The 1,224-nt window shown below is 58.1% G+C and carries 1 protein-coding gene and 1 pseudogene; both read right to left on the bottom strand.

What is annotated here, in order from left to right; translation table 11 throughout:
• Positions 1-96: pseudogene (locus tag DWZ47_RS31415) on the bottom strand (topoisomerase); the annotation flags it as partial.
• 59 nt (positions 97-155) lie between these two features.
• Positions 156-1,224: DUF3945 domain-containing protein (locus DWZ47_RS22705; RefSeq protein WP_117514838.1), on the bottom strand; the 1,069-nt coding region annotated here is incomplete at its 5' end.

A 1,224-nucleotide genomic window follows, 5' to 3' on the forward strand; every position in this document is an offset into this window, starting at 1 on the left:
GCCTCCCTCGAAATATCCTTCCTCTCTCTTTGTCGCGCCCACGATACGGGCGATCTCACGTGCCACAGACGGCTTTTCTGCAATGATTGTCTTCATATTTTTCTGTCGTTTTGAATTTTACAAATGTTACTTCGGATTTAGTGGCGGACACCGGATTACATCTTCATGCCCTTATTGTTTCTTTTTTGCGGCTTCTCCTGCTGCTGTTGCTGCGCGGTGTCCTTCGGGGCGGTCTGTCCCTTCCGCAACGGCTCCTTCAGGTTCTTGGTAGCCTCGTTGGTCTTGCCCTCGCTGTTCACCGCCACCTGCGTGCGGCTCTCGTTGGAAGGCGCGACCTTCTGCGCGTTATCGGGGTTGGTGTCGTAGCGGTACGGGCGTCCCTTCTCCGGGTTGAACCTGATGTACATCGTGGCGTGGAAGCCCTGCTTGTCGGTCACGTTCTCCAGTTTCACGGCTTTGCCAGCCACGTAGTCGGCTTTCTGCTGCTCGGTGAAGTCCACGCCGCTCCATTTGCTGATGGGGCGGATGCTGCCGTCGGCGTTCGTCCACGTGTTGCGGCGTTGCTCCTTGTTCGTGTTGGCTGTGTTTTCCGTACCTTGCGCCTGTTTCTCCTTATTTTCCTGTGTCTGGACGGCACGGGGCGACCTGCCGGTTCCCGGCACGAACTCCACGCCGCGCTGCTCCACGTTCACTTGCAGGGTGGTGACGAACTTCCTGCCGTCCTTGCGTTCGATGAGTTTGTCACGCACGGGCAGACCGGCACGCAGCATGTCCTGCTCCTGCTTGGTGATTTCCGTCTTGCCGATGCGTTCCGGTATGCGCACCTTGCTGGCCGAGACATCCGTGATTTCGTTCGTCTTGCGGTCGATGCTGACGAACGAGGGGATGATCTCGCCCGTTTCCCTGTCCACGAGGTCCACGACCCTGCCGAGGTTGCCCGTTTCGCGCAGGTTCTTCCGGTCGTCGTCGGAGAACTTGTGTTCCTTGTAGTCGTCGAGCTTCTGCTCCTTGCGGATGAAGTGCGGCACAAGGCTGACGTTGCCCTCGCCGTCCTTCTTGAAGGAGAGGCGGGCGTCCAGTTCGAAAGCCTCTCCGCCGAAATTGGGCGACACCCTCACCAAGTCGGACTTGCCGTAGTTGAGCATCCTGTTAAGGTCGCCCGACTTTTCAAGGTCGTCGCGCTTCACGCCCCATTTCTCCTCCAACTTCTGCCAGTTGATCTTG

Origin of the sequence: Bacteroides sp. AF32-8BH (assembly GCF_003435205.1) — a bacterium.
GTDB classification, from domain to species: Bacteria; Bacteroidota; Bacteroidia; order Bacteroidales; family Bacteroidaceae; genus Bacteroides; species Bacteroides ovatus.